Origin of the sequence: Dactylosporangium cerinum (genome assembly GCF_042653625.1) — a bacterium.
Lineage (GTDB): Bacteria > Actinomycetota > Actinomycetes > Mycobacteriales > Micromonosporaceae > Dactylosporangium > Dactylosporangium cerinum.
The window spans coordinates 239,879-252,638 of the sequence record NZ_JBHSIU010000009.1 but is presented as its reverse complement, the minus strand read 5'-3'; the positions used below and the strand labels follow the sequence as shown (position 1 = coordinate 252,638).

Genomic DNA, 12,760 nt, shown 5'->3' with positions numbered 1-12,760 from the left:
GTCGGCCTTGTTGTTGGCCCCTGGCGCGCCGGCCGTCTTTGCGTCGGCCTTGTTGTTGGCCCCTGGCGCGCCGGCCGTCTTTGCGTCGGCTGCTGCGCGCCGGCCGCCTCCCGCCCGCTACTGCGCTCTGGCCGCCACCAGCAGACCCTCGCCGAGTGGCAGGATCGCCGGCACCCACGCGTCGCTGTCCCGCAGCGCCTTGACCGCCTCCCGCAGCAGGACGGTCTCCACGTCGCGGATCGTCGGGTCGCTGACCCGCCCCCCGCCGAGCGCGCCGGCAAGCACGAGGGTCCCGCCGGGTCGCAGGAGGCGCTCCGCGGCGGCGGTCACCGCCACGTACTCGCTCGGGTCGTGGTCGACGAACACCAGGTCATACGCCCGGTCCGCGAGCCGCGGCAGCACGTCCAGCGCCCGCCCGCTGATGATCCGGGTCCGCGACGGCGGGTTGCCGGCCGCGGCGAAGACCCGCCGGGCGACCCGCTGGTGCTCCGGCTCGAGGTCGATGGTGGTGAGGACCCCGTCGCGGCGCATGCCGCGCAGCAGCCACCCGCCGCTCACCCCCGTGCCGGTGCCGACGTCGACGACGGCCTTGGCGTTGCCGACCGCGGCGACGACCCGCAGCGCCGCGCCCTCGCCCCGGCTGACGCTGGAGATGCCCAGCTCGGCGGCCTGCTCACGGGCGGCGGTGAGCACCGGATCCTCCAGCACGTAGCCGTCGACGAAGTCGGCGAACTGTTGTGCGGCTCTGACGGACGGGGGGATGTCGCACCTCCAGGAGAAGTCGATCCCCGCAAGCCTAGGAGACCTCGCCCTCACGTGTGGGATGCCGGCCCGTGTAATGCTGGATGCGAAACGGACGGAGGAGCCGATCGTGACAGACGGTTCGGCCTGGCGTCAGCCCGGCCACGGCGCATCGACCAGCCCCGCTGGCTGGCCGGTGCCGCCCGCGCAGCCGCGCCCGCAGCCCGCCGCGAGCAGCTGGTGGTCCGACGCCCTCGCCGACCCGTGGCGCGACCCGGACGCGCAGGTCGTCGTGGTCAAGACCCCCGCCGAGGAGCCACCGGAGCTGGAGAAACCGCCACCGCCCGGGCCGGGCACCCGGGTCGGCATCGGCCTGGTGCTGATCGTGTCGATCATCACCGCCCTGCTCGCCGGCGCGCTCGGCGGCACCCTCGGCTACGTCTTCGCCGGTGGCGGGGGCAGCATCCTGGGCAACTCGCCGCTCGGCAGCGACCCGCCACTCAACGGCCGCGCACCGGACACCGTCGCCGCCCTGGCCAAGAAGGTCCTGCCGAGCGTCGTCACGATCAGCATGCGGGTCGGCGCCGGCACGTCGCTGGGCTCCGGCTTCGTGGTCTCCACCGACGGCTACGTCATCACGAACAACCACGTCGTGCAGGGCGGCAACGGATCGGCCACGGTCCGCTTCTCCGACGCCTCCGTCGCCCCGGCCACAGTCGTCGGCGGCGACGACGAGTCCGACATCGCCGTGCTGAAGATCGACACCGCGGGCCTGCCCGACGACAAGCTCCAGCCAGTCGAGTTCGGCGACTCCGACCAGCTCCAGGTCGGCGACCCGGTCGTCGCGATCGGTTCGCCGCTCGGCCTGACCAGCACCGTCACGTTCGGCGTGGTCAGCTACCTCGACCGGCCCATCCGCACCAGCGAGGGCGGCACCGCCCGCTACTACTCGGCGATCCAGACCGACGCCGCGGTCAACCAGGGCAACTCCGGCGGCCCGCTGTTCGACGGCGCCGGCCGGGTCGTCGGCATCAACTCCGTCATCGGCACCCTGTCCGAGGACCAGGCGACCGCCGGCAACGTCGGTCTCGCCTTCGCCATCCCGATCAACCACGCCCGCCGCGTCGCCCAGGACGTCATCAACACCGGCAAGGCCCGCCGCACTGTGATGGGCGTCTCACCAGACCCCAGCTACCGCAACCCTGCCGGCGGCGCCCGCCTCGCGTCCGTCGAGGCCAACGGCCCAGCCGCCGGCGCCGGCCTGCACGCGGGCGACGTCATCCTGGCCGTCAACGGCAAGCCCGTCGAGGAGTTCTGGGACCTGACCGCGCTCATCCGCAAGTACGCTCCGGGCGCCGTGGTCGAGGTCCAGTACCTGCGCGGCACCACCAAGGAAAAAGCCTCGGTGACCCTCGTCGCCGACGCGAAGTGACCGGCAGGCCCTCCCGGATCCGCCCCGAGGGTGCGTAGGCTGGCGGGCGAGAGCAGGGAGGGCCGGTAAAATGGGCTTGGAAAACCTCGGTGGCTGGGAGTTCATCGTCATCATCCTGGTCGGGTTGTTCATCTTCGGCCCCGACCGGCTGCCGAAGGCGATCAGCGACGGCATGCGCATGCTGCGCAACGTCCGCCAGATGGCCCGCAACGCCACCGGCGACCTGAGCCGCGAGCTCGGCACCGACATCCAGCTCGAAGACCTGCATCCGAAGGCCTTCCTCCGCAAGCACCTGCTCAGCGAGGCCGACGAGGCCGCACTGCGCCGCCCCCTGCAGGACATCATGGGCGAGGTCAAGGGCGTCGCCGACACCGTGAAGCGCGACGCCCAGGCGGTGGTCAACAGCACCCCCACCCCGGACCCCGCCCCCGTCCCGCTGACCAAGCCCGCCGCAGCCGCCCGCCCGTCCTGGGACGACGTCACGTAGACCACTGCCCCGGCCCGCCCGTCGGCCGAGGTCCGCGCACGCAGGCCAGCGCCCCGGCCCGCCGAGGTGCGCACGTAGACCACTGCCCCGGGCCGCCCGTCGGCCGAGGTCCGCGTGTGCAACAGCATCGGCGAGGGCGCTCCGGGAGTGACGGTCGCGGGAACCCGTGAACAGGTCTGCGCCCCTCGCGCTTCACACCGCGCCGAGCTGCCGGAACACGACTCTCCACCGCGGATGTGGCAGTTCGTTCGTGCTCCAGGGCGCGACGCATGTCCGTTCCCGTGATCCGGAAGACCTCATGCACCCCCGGGTACACAGGGTCTTCCGGATCACGGAGAGGAGCCGCCCCCCGCGCCGGACGGAAACCGGCGCGGGGCGGAACCGCCCCTCGACCTCAGCCCGCCCGGACCTCAGCCGCCGTCGCCCGCGCGAACGCCCGCTGCTCACGCTCGATCCAGTCCAACCCGGTCCGCGCCGTATACGCCCACCACCCGACCGTCTCCCGATACCACTCCCGCAGCTCAGCCGGGGACGGCGGCGGTGCGCCGTAGATGCTCGTGGCCGCCTTCAAATACTGCTGCAGCTCCAGCGGCGCCCGGTCCGGGCGGCCGAGGACCCGCAGGAGCAGCGCGTGCGCCGTGAACGGGCCGACGCCGCGCAGCGACAGCAGTGCCGCATAGACCTCCTCGGCCGGGCCGGTGCGCAGCCAGTGCTCGTCGAGGGCGCTGAGGCCCGTCAGGACCGCATGCAGGCGTCTGGCGCTCAGCATGTTGCTCGCATACGGCTTGAGGCCCGCGACACCGAGCGCGACGAGCGTGGACATCGGCGGGAACGCGGCATAGGCGACCCCGTCGACGACGCCGTGCGGGCCGTGGTCGGCGAGGAGCCGGCGCTTGCGCGCTGTGGCGAACCAGTGCTTGGAGTGATGCACGAGCGTGTAGAAGACGGCGCCCTCGGCGAGGGAGGCGAAGCGGACCTGGTGCAGGCCTTCGGCGACGGCCAGGATCGGGGCCATCGCGGGGTCGGCTCGGGCCAGCCCCAGGAACGTGTCGCGGTCGTCGCGGAGGCTGAGCCAGTCGCTGACCCGGTCGCCCACCGCCGCGGTCTGCGCCGGGGTGAGCACGTCGTCGCTGAAGACGGTGACCGCGACCCCGTCGTCGCGGCCGACGACTTCGGCGACGACGGCCCGGGTCGGGTCGGTGGGGTGCAGGAACGCGCGGCGGACCCGGCCGTCGACGACGAGCTGGTCGCCGCTGCACGGGGCGAAGGACTCCATGGCCCGCAGCGAGCAGGCGAAGTTGAACGGGCCGGTCGCCCGCAGGACGGTGGCAGTGGTGGTGCCGAGTTCGGTCATGCCCCGATTTTCGAACAGGGGTACGACAAAAAAGCCGCGTGCCTCAAGGGGCGAGGCGCGCGGCGTTACCAAACGATGGTCCCATCGCCGAGGACGTGGGACAAGCCCGTCATCGTTCGTGTGATGTGTTACCGCCCGCGGCAGGCCTCCTGAACAGGCGGGAATACCGACGTACCATAGCGGACATGTCAGCCCCGGCAACCACCGTCGAAGCCGCGATCGCCGCCGCCCTGTCGACCGTCGACGACCCCGAGATCCGTCGCCCGATCACCGACCTGGGCATGGTCCGCGACGTCGTCCTGCGCCCCGACGGCGTCGCCGTGATCGGCCTGCTGCTCACGGTCGTCGGTTGCCCGCTGAAGGACAAGCTGCGCAGCGACATCACCGCGGCGGTCGGCGCGGTCGAGGGGGTCACCGGGGTCGAGGTCGACTTCGGGGTGATGACCGCCGAGCAGCGCAAGGAGCTGCAGAGCAGCCTGCGCGGCGACACGCAGGAGCCGGTCATCCCGTTCGCCCAGCCGGGCTCGCGGACCCGGGTCTACGCGGTGGCCAGCGGCAAGGGCGGCGTCGGCAAGTCCAGCGTGACGGTCAACCTGGCCGCGGCGCTCGCGGCGAAGGGCCTCAAGGTCGGTGTCGTCGACGCGGACATCTACGGCCACTCGGTGCCCCGCATGCTCGGCGCCGACGGCCGGCCCACGCAGGTCGAGTCGATGATCATGCCGCCGTCGGCGCACGGGGTGAAGGTCATCTCGATCGGGATGTTCACCCCGGGCAACGCGGCCGTGGTGTGGCGCGGGCCGATGCTGCACCGGGCGCTGCAGCAGTTCCTCGCCGACGTGTACTGGGGCGACCTGGACGTGCTGCTGCTGGACCTGCCGCCGGGCACCGGCGACGTGGCGATCTCGCTGGCACAGTTGCTGCCGTCGGCGGAGATCCTGGTGGTGACGACGCCGCAGGCCGCCGCCGCGGAGGTGGCCGAGCGGGCCGGGTCGATCGCGCTGCAGACGCACCAGCGCATCGTCGGCGTCGTGGAGAACATGTCGTGGCTGGAGCTGCCCGACGGCCAGCGCATGGAGGTCTTCGGCAGCGGCGGCGGCGCGCAGGTCGCGGAGTCGCTCAGCCGCCTCGTCGGCGCGCCGGTGCCGCTGCTGGGCCAGATCCCCCTCGACACCCGCCTGCGCGAGGGTGGCGACGCCGGTGTCCCGCTCGTGCTGTCGGACGCCGCCGCGCCGGCCGCGGCCGCCCTGATCACTGTTGCCGACCGGCTCGCGGTCCGGCGGGAGAGTCTCGTCGGCAAGCCCCTCGGCCTCAAGCCTGCCGGACGCTGAAAGGCCAAAAAGCGGCTGCGGTACGACCAGCGCGACCTGCGAACACGACTTGTGTGGTGCACGCTACGATGCGTGGATGACCGACAAAATATTTTTTCGGTTGTGCTAGTGTCTGTGAGACAGAGCGCCGACACGGGCAACACGGCGGTCAGGCGGTGGCTTCGAGCCAGCGGGTCAGAGTGCGGACGCCCCAGCCGGTGGCGCCCTTGGTCAGTTCACCGTCGGCGGAGTCGGCCCACGCGGACGACGACATGTCCAGGTGCGCCCACTGCTCGCGCAGCCCGCCGGTGAACTCGCGCAGGTAAAGCGCCGCCATCAGCGAGCCCGCGCCGACGTCGGTGGAGTTGACGATGTCGGCGACGTCGCTGTCGAGGGCCTCGACGTAGTCGTCGTGCAGCGGCATGCGCCACATGGACTCGCCGGCGACCGCGGCCGCCTCGGCGAGCGACGTGGCGAGGGCGTCGCTGTGGCTGTAGAGCGCCGCGGTCCGCTTGCCGAGCGCGACGCCCTGCGCACCGGTGAGGGTCGCCAGGTCGATGATCGCGTCGGGGCGCAGCCGCCGCACCGCGTAGGCCATGGCGTCGCCGAGGACCAGGCGGCCCTCGGCGTCGGTGTTGTGGATCTCGCTGGTGGTGCCGCCGTAGTGGCGGATCACGTCGCCGGGGCGGAACGAGTCGGCGCCGAGCGCGTTCTCCGCGAGCGGGGCCAGCGCGGTGATGCGCAGCGGCAGGCGCAGCGCGGCCGCGGCGAGGGTCGCGCCGATGACGGCGGCGGCGCCGGCCATGTCCTTGCGCATGAGTTTCATGCCGGACAGCGGCTTGATGCAGACGCCGCCGGTGTCGAAGGTGATGCCCTTGCCGACCAGCACCACGTGCCGCCGGGCGCCGCGGGGACGCCAGGACAGCTCGACGAGGCGGGGGCCGCGGGTGGAGCCGCCGCCGACGGCGAGGATCGCGTTGAACCCCTGCTCAGCGAGGTTCTTCGGGTCGCGGACGGTCGTGGTGACGCCAGGGATCCCGGCGGCGGCCTTCTCGACCCGCTTCGCGAACCAGGCCGGGGTCTTCTCGTCGCTGGGCATGTTCGTGAGGTCCCGGGCCAGGATCGTCGACTCGGCGACGACCTTGGCCAGGGCGAGCCCGCCGGCCAGGTCGGCGGCGGAGGCGACGGCACCGGCGGAGGAGGCCAGCACGACCCGGCGCAGCTCCGGTGGTTCGTCGGCGCCGAGGCGGAACCGGTACGACGCGAGCCACAGCCCCTCCCCCAGCCCGCGCACCGCCGCCGGGGTGACGTCGTCGGGCAGCAGGATCGTGAGGGTGGGCTCCTTGCCGGCGGACTTCGCGAGCTTGGCGCCCGCGACGCGCCAGCCGGCCTCGTCGCCGGGCCCGACGCCGACGAAGAGCAGCTTGTCGGGCCGGCGTCCGGGCCGCGGCAGCTTGTGCATGGTGCCGGCCGACCCGGAGTGCTCGACGTCGGCGAGGAACGCCGTCACGTCGTCCAGGTCGGCCGGTCCGAGCTTCAGTCTCGTCAGCGACAGCCGCACGGCGGCGAACCGTGCCGCCTCGAGCTCCGCCGGCGAGAGATCGTCAGCTGTGGCGTCTGCGTTGGCACTGCCGGCCGGCACGACGACGGCGACCGCGCCGGAGGCGTTGCGGGCCGTAGCGAACCGTATGTCCAGCAAGAGCGTGCCTCCCATGAGAAGTTTCCGCGCACACTTCGGGGAGCGACCGCCTCGGGGCCACTCGGTTACGCGGGGTCGTGCCGGATGAACGAAAAGCGTCAGCCAGTGGCGGTCTTCAGCGCCTCGCTGAGCTCGTTGGCCTCATCCTTGGTCATCTCGACGACGAGCCGCCCACCACCTTCCAGCGGGACCCGCATGACGATGCCCCGGCCCTCCTTGGTGACCTCCAGCGGACCGTCGCCTGTCCGCGGCTTCATGGCCGCCATGTTGTCTCCCTTCGCTCCCTGATGTCCCAGACACCAGGTGGCACAGCCGTCCCCGCATGCCCGCACGCCTTCTCACCAGCGTCGACCGGGACCTGCCTCCCGGCCTTCCGACTCGTGATGAACGCACCAACAGATGATTTTCCCTGATGATGGCCCCAAGACCCAAACTGGGACGCGAACCATGTGACAACTCCTGGCGGTGAATGCCGGTCAACTGTCACAATAAGCGGCCATGCAGGCCCGGTCCGCCCTCTTTGATCTCTATGGCGACCATCTCCGTCCCCGCGGTGGACGGGCCGCCGTAGCGGCCCTCGTGCGCCTGCTGGCGCCCCTCGGCATCGCCGCGCCCGCCGTCCGGACAGCGGTGTCGCGGATGGTGCGGCAGGGCTGGCTGCACCCTTTACGGTTGCCGACCGGCCCGGGCTACGGCATCACCCCGAAGGCGGCACGGCGGCTCGATGCGGCGGGTGCCCGCATCTACCGCACGCCGAAGGGCGACACCACCTGGAGCGGCCGGTTTGATCTCATCACGTTGGACCCGCCGCAGCACCGAGGCGCGCGGGCACGGCTCGTCGCCAACCTCGGATTTCTCGGCTACGGCGCGATCGACGCCTCCACCTGGATCGCCCCGCGCCCCGGCGAGGGCGTCGACGCACTGCTGACCGAGGCCGGGGTCCGGTTCGACCGGTTCAGCGCCGCCCACGTCGCCGGCGGCGGGTCGCTCGTGTCGCGGGCCTGGGACCTGGACGAGATCGGCGCCGCGTATGAGCAGTTCGTCGCCAGACTCACCCCGCTCGTGTCCGCCGTCGGCCCGGGCACCGACGACGAGCAGGCGTACGCGGCCAGATTCACGCTCGTGCACGCCTGGCGGGCGTTCCTGTTCCGGGATCCGCAGCTGCCGCCGGAGCTGCTGCCGCAGCGCTGGCCGGGCACGGCAGCGGCGGCGTTCTTCGACCGGCACGCCGGTCGGCTGCGCCCGGCCGCGGACCGATACGTTGACCAGTGTCTGCACAGCTGACCAGCACCGAGAAAGGGTGAAGCATGAGTCTGCAGGTCGAGCGCAACGACGCGGTCGCCGTGGTGACCCTGAACCGTCCCGACGCCCTCAACGCACTGGACACCGCGACGAAGGTCGCCCTGCGCGAAACGCTGCGCGAGCTGGCGGACGACGCCAAGGTCAGGGCGGTCGTGCTGGCGGGGGCGGGCCGGGCGTTCTGCGTGGGCCAGGACCTCCGCGAACACGTCACGTTGCTGGCGGCGGATGACCCGGCGCCGCTGTCAACGGTCCGGGAGCACTACAACCCGGTCGCGGAGCTGATCGTGGGCATGCCGAAGCCGGTGATCGCCGCGGTGCGGGGCATGGCGGCGGGTGCCGGCGCGTCCCTGGCGCTGCTGGCGGACTTCCGGATCGGCGGGCCCGGGACGAAGTTCCTGATGGCGTTCGCCAACGTGGGGCTCGCCGGTGACACCGGCGTGTCGTGGACGCTGCCGCGGCTGATCGGCCACGCGAAGGCGACGGAGCTGCTCATGTTGGCCGAGCCCGTCGACGCGGCCACCGCGGACCGGCTGGGCATGCTGTCCAGGCTGGTCGAGGACGACGAGCAGGTGCTGCCCACCGCGCTGGCGCTCGCGACGCGGCTGGCCGCCGGCCCCACCGTGGCGTACGCGCAGATCAAGCGCCAGCTCGCGACCGGCGGATCGGCCGGACTGAGCGAGACCCTGGAGGTCGAGGCCGACGCGCAGAGCATCTGCGGCCGGACCACGGACCACCAGGAGGCGACGGCCGCCTTCGTGCAGAAACAGAAGCCGGTTTTCAACGGGGCCTGATCGCGGCTTTACCTGGCTCGAACACGCCGGTCCTACTGTGGCCGCATGGCCGATCGGAAAGCCCTCGCACACCTGCTGCGCCGCGCGACCTTCGGACCGACCGTCGAGGAGGTCGACGCGGCGGAGCGGGCCGGCCTCGAAGCGACCCTCGACGCCCTGCTGGACCCGGCCACCGAGGACGCGGGCGCCGCTCGTACCCCCGTGCCCAAGTTGCCGGTCGTGCTCAACGACAAGACCGACCGGGCCGCGCAGATCCGCACCGTGGGCTACTGGTGGCTGGACCGGATGGTCCAGGCCGAGCACCAGCTGCACGAGAAGCTGACGTTCTTCTGGCACGGGCACTGGGCGACCTCGGCCGACAAGGTGAAGTCCGGTCCGCTGATGCTCGGACACCAGCAGACCCTCGCCCGCACCGGGCTCGGCGACTTCGGCACGATGGTGCGGGCGATGCTCCGCGACCCGGCGTTGATCATCTGGCTGGACGGGCAGCGCAACACCGTCAAGGCGCCCAACGAGAACCTGGCCCGCGAGCTGATGGAGCTGTTCACCCTCGGCGTCGGGCACTACACGGAGCAGGACGTCCGCGAGGGCGCCAGGGCGCTGACCGGCTGGGTCGTCGACACGAAGACCGGCACGGCGAGCCTCAACCCGAAGCGGCACGACGCGAAACCCAAGACCATCCTGGGCCGCACCGGCGACTTCGACGCCGACGGGTTCGCGGCGCTGCTGCTGGACCAGCCGGCGAGCGCGGAGTTCGTCGTGCGCCGGTTGTGGCTGCGGTACTGCAGCGACGCCCCGATCCCATCGGCGACCCTGGACGAGGCGAAACGGCAGCCGACGACGGCCGCGGTGCTGCGGGTGCTGCTGCTCGCCGGCGGCCACGCGGAGCTGGTGAAACAGCCGGTGGAGTGGCTCGCCGGTGCGTTGCGGCAGCTCGGGCTGCGCCCCGGGGAGCTGCCGGAGAACCAGCGCAAGCAGCTGCAGAGCGGGCTCAACCAGCTCGGTCAGGTGCCGCTGCGACCGCCGAGCGTCGGCGGCTGGCCCGCGGGCGCCGCGTGGCTGACGACGTCGGCGACGCAGGCCCGGCTGAAGCTGGCGCAGCTGCTGGCCGGCAAGGCGCCGCAGCCGTTCCTGGACCGCCTCGGCGCCGCGTCGCAGGGGCAGCGGGTCGACGCGCTCGCCCGGCTGCTCGTCGTCGACGCGTTCACCGACCGGACCCGCGCGGCGCTCACCCCGGCCGCCGGCGACCCCCGCAAGCTGCTTGCCCTGGGTCTGGCCAGCCCCGAGTACGCGATCCAGTAGGAGGCGCACATGAACACCGTGACCCGGCGGAAGTTCCTGATCACCAGCGGCGTCGTCGGCGGTGCCGCCCTGGCCGCGGGCAGCGCGTGGACGCTGCGCGACGTCTTCGACACCGCGACCTGGGACGACCGGCCCGGGGACGCGAAGACGCTGGTCCTGGTGACCCTGTACGGCGGCAACGACGGCCTCGCCAACGTCATCCCGTTCGCGGAGAAGGGCTACCGGGAGGCGCGCAACGAGCTCGCGTACAGCGCCGAAGAGGTCATCAAGCTCAACGACACGGTCGGGCTGAACCCCGGGCTGGCCGGCTTCAAGCGCATGTTCGACGCGAAGAAGCTCGCCGTCATCCGCGGCGTCGGCTACCCGAAACCGGACCACAGCCATTTCCGGTCGATGGACATCTGGCAGACCGCGCAGCCGGACCGCCCCGGCAACACGGGCTGGCTGGGCCGCTGGCTGGACACGTTCGGCGGCGACCCCAGGCATGCGGTCTCCTTCGAGCCGGTCCTGCCGCCGCTGCTGGCCGGGGCCACGAGCGCCGGCGCGGCGGTGCCGGTGACGGGTCTGGCCCTGCCCAACGGGGTGCAGACCGCGACGCTGGAGAAGTTCGGCGCGACCTCCGCCGGTGAGCCGGCGCTGCAGGCGCGGGCCGCCCGCGCGTTCGCTGACCTGATCAGCGTCGACACGCTGATCCACAGCGTGGACAGCGACACCGGCGACGAGCCGGACGAGCAGGCCGGCGGGACCGGCACCGGCGGCCGTTCGGACCTGAAGGCACAGCTGGACCTGGTCGCCCGCTGCGTGGAGGCGAACGTCGCGACCCGGGTGTTCTCCGTGTCGCTCGGCGGGTTCGACCTGCACGCCGAGGAGCGCGACTCGCAGGAGAGCCTGCTCAAGCGGCTCGACGAGGCGCTGACCGGGTTCGCGGAACGGATGGCGAAGACCGAGGCGGGCCGCCGGGTCGTCGTGGCCGTCTACTCCGAGTTCGGCCGGCGGGTCGCCGCGAACGGCTCCGACGGCACCGACCACGGCACGGCGTCGAACATGTTCCTGCTCGGCAGCCCGGTCAGGGGCGGCCTGTACGGCGAGCAGCCGAGCCTGTCCGACCTCGACAACGGCGACCTGAAGTTCACCACCGACTTCCGGTCCGTCTACGCGACCCTGCTCAGGGACGTCCTGGACGCCGACCCGCAGCAGGTCCTCGGCTACGACCGGACGTTCCCGGGGCTGCTGTAGGGATCATTCCTCTTCGGGGTCCTGGTTGGCCTCGGCGCCGAGCACGAACGCCTGCATGGCGAGCTCGTCGCCGACCGGCCAGACGTACGCGGGCAGCTCGGCCGGGCCGAGGTCGCGGACGTAGGCCCAGAACTCGCGGACCGCCTCGCCCGGCGACGCCGCCTCGATCGGCAGGTCGACGCTCACCAGCCAGGTCCGCTTGCCGGCCCGGGCGGTCCGGGCCGCGCTCGTGACCGCGGTGAACGCCGCCTCGTCGACCGGGTGCGGCCCCGGCTCCAGGGTGGCGCCGAACGGCAGCGGCGCGTCGATCAGGTTGACGGTGTACCGCAGGCGCCCCTCCGCGTCGGCCCGGGCGATGCCGAAGACGACGGGCGGGTCGAGCGCCGCGACCAGCAGCGCCTCGTCACCGGCGGGCAGCTCGGCATCCGGCACGAACTGTGACGCGTAGAGACGCTCCTGCGAATACCGCTCCTCGGCAACGACCACCGCCCACTTCGCCATGACCCCATTGGATCATCCGGTGGTCTCAGCGCTGCTCGACGGTCCATCCGGTCTGGTCGGCCCACTGCTCGGCGCGGTCCAGCATGTCGAAGATGAACTCGGTCTTCGCCCGCGTGTAACGCTCCCGATCGTCCGCGAACCGGATCGCGAGGCGCCGCTTCACCTGTGCGTACGCGTCGGCGGCGAGGTCGTGGTTGCGCAGGAAGTCCACGAAGAGCAGCTGGACCCGCTCGTGGGAGGAGCCGCGGGAGGTGACGTGGACGTGCCGGGTGCGCGGCGGCGCGGCGGGCCGGTAGAACGACCAGGACGCGGCCTGGTCGCGGTGCGCCAGGGCCATCCCGGTCGACTCGATCGCGGCCCGGTAGCCCTCCCGGTCGTGCTCGTCGGCGACGACGACGAGGATGTCGATGACGTTCTTCGCGGCGAGGCCGGGCACGGCCGTGGAGCCGATGTGCTCGATGCGCAACGCCACCGGGCCGAGCGCGTCGGCCAGCTCGTCGCGGTAGTAGGCGAACTTCGCCGGCCAGCCCTGGTCGTAGTCGACCAGGTCGAGGGGACCTCCGTAGTCGGCGGCGAACTCGGCGGTCATCCGTCCACACTCCCGTCGC

At 72.3% G+C, this 12,760-nt stretch carries 13 protein-coding genes; 7 read left to right on the top strand and 6 right to left on the bottom strand.

Going from position 1 to position 12,760, the window contains the following annotated elements:
* Positions 1 to 117 precede the first annotated feature (117 nt).
* Positions 118 to 708 carry an O-methyltransferase gene (locus ACFPIJ_RS06340; protein ID WP_380113666.1) on the bottom strand — a complete coding sequence of 197 codons (591 nt, stop codon included), beginning with the start codon at positions 706 to 708 and terminating at the stop codon, positions 118 to 120.
* Between the two features lie 163 nt (positions 709 to 871).
* Between ACFPIJ_RS06340 and ACFPIJ_RS06335 the strand changes: the two genes are divergently transcribed.
* Both ACFPIJ_RS06335 and ACFPIJ_RS06330 read left to right on the top strand, forming a co-directional pair.
* Complete coding sequence (locus tag ACFPIJ_RS06335) at positions 872 to 2,173, top strand: S1C family serine protease (RefSeq protein ID WP_380113651.1); 1,302 nt, start codon at positions 872 to 874, stop codon at positions 2,171 to 2,173.
* A 70-nt stretch (positions 2,174 to 2,243) separates the two neighbouring features.
* A complete protein-coding gene (locus tag ACFPIJ_RS06330; RefSeq protein ID WP_380113650.1) occupies positions 2,244 to 2,660 on the top strand; it encodes a twin-arginine translocase TatA/TatE family subunit in 417 nt (138 codons plus the stop codon).
* Between the two features lie 394 nt (positions 2,661 to 3,054).
* Here ACFPIJ_RS06330 and ACFPIJ_RS06325 read toward each other — a convergent pair whose 3' ends face one another.
* The gene (locus ACFPIJ_RS06325) at positions 3,055 to 4,014 is read right to left on the bottom strand and encodes a DNA glycosylase family protein (RefSeq protein WP_380113649.1); all 960 of its coding nucleotides are present in this window, start codon (positions 4,012 to 4,014) and stop codon (positions 3,055 to 3,057) included.
* A 185-nt stretch (positions 4,015 to 4,199) separates the two neighbouring features.
* Between ACFPIJ_RS06325 and ACFPIJ_RS06320 the strand changes: the two genes are divergently transcribed.
* Entirely contained in the window at positions 4,200 to 5,342 is a 1,143-nt protein-coding gene (locus ACFPIJ_RS06320; protein ID WP_380113648.1) for an Mrp/NBP35 family ATP-binding protein, read from the top strand.
* A gap of 148 nt (positions 5,343 to 5,490) precedes the next feature.
* Here the strand turns inward: ACFPIJ_RS06320 and ACFPIJ_RS06315 are convergent, their stop codons facing one another.
* Both ACFPIJ_RS06315 and ACFPIJ_RS06310 read right to left on the bottom strand, forming a co-directional pair.
* Positions 5,491 to 7,035, bottom strand: coding sequence for a leucyl aminopeptidase family protein (locus ACFPIJ_RS06315; RefSeq protein ID WP_380113647.1), 1,545 nt, complete (start codon positions 7,033 to 7,035; stop codon positions 5,491 to 5,493).
* 83 nt (positions 7,036 to 7,118) lie between these two features.
* Entirely contained in the window at positions 7,119 to 7,286 is a 168-nt protein-coding gene (locus tag ACFPIJ_RS06310) for a DUF3117 domain-containing protein (protein WP_081971220.1), read from the bottom strand.
* A 232-nt stretch (positions 7,287 to 7,518) separates the two neighbouring features.
* Between ACFPIJ_RS06310 and ACFPIJ_RS06305 the strand changes: the two genes are divergently transcribed.
* Genes ACFPIJ_RS06305 through ACFPIJ_RS06290 form a run of 4 tightly spaced genes read left to right on the top strand, consistent with a single transcriptional unit; the run spans position 7,519 to position 11,651 of the window.
* Complete coding sequence (locus ACFPIJ_RS06305; RefSeq protein ID WP_380113646.1) at positions 7,519 to 8,304, top strand: PaaX family transcriptional regulator; 786 nt, start codon at positions 7,519 to 7,521, stop codon at positions 8,302 to 8,304.
* A gap of 23 nt (positions 8,305 to 8,327) precedes the next feature.
* Entirely contained in the window at positions 8,328 to 9,113 is a 786-nt protein-coding gene (locus ACFPIJ_RS06300; protein ID WP_380113645.1) for an enoyl-CoA hydratase-related protein, read from the top strand.
* Positions 9,114 to 9,158: 45 nt separating this feature from the next.
* On the top strand, positions 9,159 to 10,415 hold the full coding sequence (locus ACFPIJ_RS06295; protein ID WP_380113644.1) for a DUF1800 domain-containing protein: 1,257 nt from the start codon (positions 9,159 to 9,161) through the stop codon (positions 10,413 to 10,415).
* 9 nt (positions 10,416 to 10,424) lie between these two features.
* Complete coding sequence (locus ACFPIJ_RS06290) at positions 10,425 to 11,651, top strand: DUF1501 domain-containing protein (protein WP_380113643.1); 1,227 nt, start codon at positions 10,425 to 10,427, stop codon at positions 11,649 to 11,651.
* A gap of 3 nt (positions 11,652 to 11,654) precedes the next feature.
* Here the strand turns inward: ACFPIJ_RS06290 and ACFPIJ_RS06285 are convergent, their stop codons facing one another.
* Both ACFPIJ_RS06285 and ACFPIJ_RS06280 read right to left on the bottom strand, forming a co-directional pair.
* Positions 11,655 to 12,152, bottom strand: coding sequence for a hypothetical protein (locus ACFPIJ_RS06285; protein ID WP_380113642.1), 498 nt, complete (start codon positions 12,150 to 12,152; stop codon positions 11,655 to 11,657).
* 25 nt (positions 12,153 to 12,177) lie between these two features.
* Positions 12,178 to 12,741, bottom strand: coding sequence for a GrpB family protein (locus ACFPIJ_RS06280; protein WP_380113641.1), 564 nt, complete (start codon positions 12,739 to 12,741; stop codon positions 12,178 to 12,180).
* Positions 12,742 to 12,760: the final 19 nt, after the last annotated feature.